General features: G+C 73.8%; 2 protein-coding genes and 1 pseudogene. 1 reads left to right on the forward strand and 2 read right to left on the reverse strand.

Annotated elements, in window-relative coordinates; genetic code table 11:
• Window positions 1-1,076, reverse strand: a 1,076-nt coding sequence (locus B7767_RS30270) for an AAA family ATPase (protein ID WP_179167348.1), incomplete at its 3' end; no start/stop codon positions are given.
• An 87-nt stretch (window positions 1,077-1,163) separates the two neighbouring features.
• Window positions 1,164-1,784: pseudogene (locus B7767_RS30275) on the reverse strand (sigma-70 family RNA polymerase sigma factor); the annotation flags it as partial.
• Between the two features lie 371 nt (window positions 1,785-2,155).
• Here B7767_RS30275 and B7767_RS30280 point away from each other — a divergent pair.
• Window positions 2,156-3,238 (forward strand): AAA family ATPase (locus B7767_RS30280; protein ID WP_179167349.1); only part of this gene is annotated, 1,083 nt, incomplete at its 3' end.

The following is a 3,238-nucleotide window of genomic DNA, read 5'->3' on the forward strand; positions in this document are numbered from 1 at the left end:
CCGGGATCCGTGGCATCGGCCAGCGCCTGGTGCACGTGCCGGCGGTCCTCGGCGGTGGCCACCCGGTAGGCCGCCGAGCGCACCAGAGGGTGCCGGAACCGCACCCGGGTCCCGATGGTGATCAGCTCCGCCGCCCCGGCCGCCGATGCGGCCGACACCTCGACGCCCAGCAGGTCCGCGGCCCTGGTCAGCAGGGTCGTGTCGCCCACCGGCTCGGCCGCGGCGATGAGCAGGAGCCGGCGCGTCTCCGGCGGCAGCGCCGCCACGCGGTCGAGGAGGTCCTGCTCGGTCCGGCCGGGCAGGGGCCGCGCGTCGGGGCGTCCGAACCCGCCCGCCAGTTCCACCGGGGTCAGCCCGCGGGGCAGTTCCAGCAGGGCGCGCGGGTTTCCCCGCGCCTCGGCGACGACGCGGTCACGGACGAGACCGTCGAGGCGGCCCGGGATCACGGAGTCCAGCAGGGCGCGTGCGTCGCCGTCACCCAGCGGTCCCACCACCAGGTGGGGAAGCTCCGCCAGCCCGGACGTGACGGAGGGCTCCCGCACCGCGAGCACCAGCCCGATCCGCTCGGTCCGCAGGCGCCGCGCGACGAAGGCGAGCGTCTGTGAGGACATCTCGTCCAGCCACTGGGCGTCGTCGACGAAACAGAGCAGGGGCTCTCGCGCGGCCACGTCGGTGAGCAGGCCCAGCACCGCGAGACCCACCAGGAAGCGGTCCGGCAGTGCCCCGGTGCTCAAGCCGAACGCCGCCCCGAGCGCGTCGCGTTGCGGTGCGGGCAGAAGACCGATCCGGTCCAGGAACGGGACGCACAACTGGTGCAGCCCGCCGAAGGCCAGCTCGCGTTCCGACTCGACGCCCGTCGCCGAGACGCTCCGGCAGCCGTCCGCGCCGCTTCGCCCGTGGTTCAGCAACGCGGTCTTCCCGACGCCCGCCTCGCCGCGCAGGACGAGGGCGGAGCTGCGGCCGGCGCGCACCGTCGCCAGGAGTTCGTCCAGCGTCGCGCACTCGGCCTGCCGTCCGCGCAGACGCGTCCGGGGCCCCTCGCCCACCCCGGTGCCGGGTCGCGGAGCAACGTACATGTGACTTTCCCTCTTCTCGCCTTCCCGGTCGTGGCGTCACAGCGGTGTGGTCGACCGTTTCCCCTTGCGCGCGCGGTTCGGGGCGCCGGCACGAGGAGTGAAAAGTGTCTCCAGTGACGTGACGTCCCCCGTCCGGGCCGCGATGACGAACGCCCTGACCAGATGCCTGTGTTCCCCCGCGTCAACGGTCTCCCGCTGCTCCGACAGGAGGTGTTTGCGCGCCCTGCTCACGATCTTCCGTACGTTGACCACGCTGAGGTGCAGCATCTCGGCGATGTCCGCGTACGTGTAGTCGAACGCCTCTCGCAGGACGTACGCGGCCCGCTCCGTGGGCGCCAGCCTCTCCAGGACGAGGAGCAGGGCGAGTTCCAGCGCCTCGGTCCGCTGGGCGCCGGCCTCGGGGCCGTGACCGGTGTCGATGGGCTCGGGAAGCCAGGGACCGATGTAGGTTTCGCGGCGGACCCGGGCGGACTGGGCCACGTTGATGGCCAGGCGCGTGGTGGCGCTCGACAGGAACGCCGCGGGGCTCACCACCGCCGACCGGTCGGTCCGCTGCCAGCGCAGCCAGACCTCCTGGACGACGTCCTCGGCCTCGGCCTGGCTGCCCAGCATGCGGTACGCGATACCGAAAAGGCGCGGCCGCAGCTCCACGAAGACGGAGACGGCCTCCTCCAGGGTGCCGTTCCCCGGGAACGGTTCGGGATTCATGAGCCTGCTGTCTCCGATCTTGCGGGTGGTGGGTGCCTGCGAGGCGCGCGGCCAGGGGAGGACGTCGGGCGCACAGGCGAGGAATCGGCTCCGTTCACTCGCGGCATCCGTCGGTGTGATGGCCTCCAGGCTCGCCCGCCGGGCCCCTCCACCGCGCCCCGGAGGACACCTGGTCCACCCCCTGGCCCCCGGGGCACGTACCCCCGGGGGTTGTCACTCCGTGACCAAGTAGGCACCGAGCGTTGCCGTTTGCGGCGTCCGCCCCGTGGTCCCGCGAACGCCTCGGCTGGTCGGGCCGTGGGCGGTGGGGCATGATGGGTGCGACCCGAGCCGATCAGGGTCTGGCTCTCTGACCTGCGCGGTGGTGGTGGATGTCGGGCAACGCTCCTTGGCGGGTACTGCTGGGCAGAAGCCATGAGTGCGGAGTCCTGGACCACGTGGTCGCCGACGCCCGGGCGGGCCGGAGCCGGGTACTGGTCCTGCGTGGTGCCCCCGGGGTCGGCAAGTCGGCACTGGTGGAGTACCTGACCCGGAGCGCGCCGGGCTTCCAGGTGCTCCGGGTCGTCGGTGTCGAGTCCGAGATGGAGCTGGCCTTCGCCGGGCTGCACCAACTGTGCATGCCGCTGCTGGGGCACATCGAGCGGCTCCCCGGTCCTCAACGCGACTCCCTCGCCATCGCGTTCGGCCTGCGCGACGGCAGCGCGCCGGACCGGTTCCTGGTGGGGCTGGCCGTCCTCAGCCTGCTGGCCGAGACGGCTGAGGACCGGCCGCTGCTGTGCGTGGTGGACGACGCGCAGTGGCTCGACCAGGTCTCCGCGCAGACCCTGGCCTTCGTCGCCCGCCGACTGCTCGCGGAGCGCGTGGCGTTGGTCCTCGCGGCGCGCCCCCCGGCCTTCGGGGCCGGTGACGACCCGTGGGCCGCGCTGCCGGAGACCGAGGTCCCGGGGCTGCGCGACGACGACGCGCGTGCGCTGCTGGACTCGGTGGTCCCCGGGCGGCTGGACGAACGTGTCCGGGAGCGCATCGTCGCCGAGACCCGGGGCAACCCCTTGGCCCTGCTGGAGCTGACGCGAGGCCTGACCACGGCGGACCTGGCCGGCGGGTTCGGGCGTCCCGACTCGCGGCCGCTGACGAGCCAGATCGAGCACAGCTTCGTACGGCGTATCGAGTCACTGCCTTCCGGGGCCCAGCGCCTGCTCCTGGCGGCGGCCGCGGAACCCGTGGGGGACGTGCCCCTGCTGCGACGGGCCGCGGAGCGGTTGGGGATCGACGCGGACGCCGAGGGCACGGCCGAGGAGGCGGGGCTGATCGAGTTCGGCACGAGGGTGCGCTTCCGTCATCCGCTGGTGCGGTCGGCGGCCTACCGCGCGGCCCCGCCCGCGGAGCGCCGGACCGTGCACCGCGCGCTCGCCGAGGCGACGGCCCCCGGGTTCGACTCGGACCGCCGCGCCTGG

This window comes from Streptomyces sp. 13-12-16 (genome assembly GCF_002114215.1).
Lineage (GTDB): Bacteria > Actinomycetota > Actinomycetes > Streptomycetales > Streptomycetaceae > Streptomyces.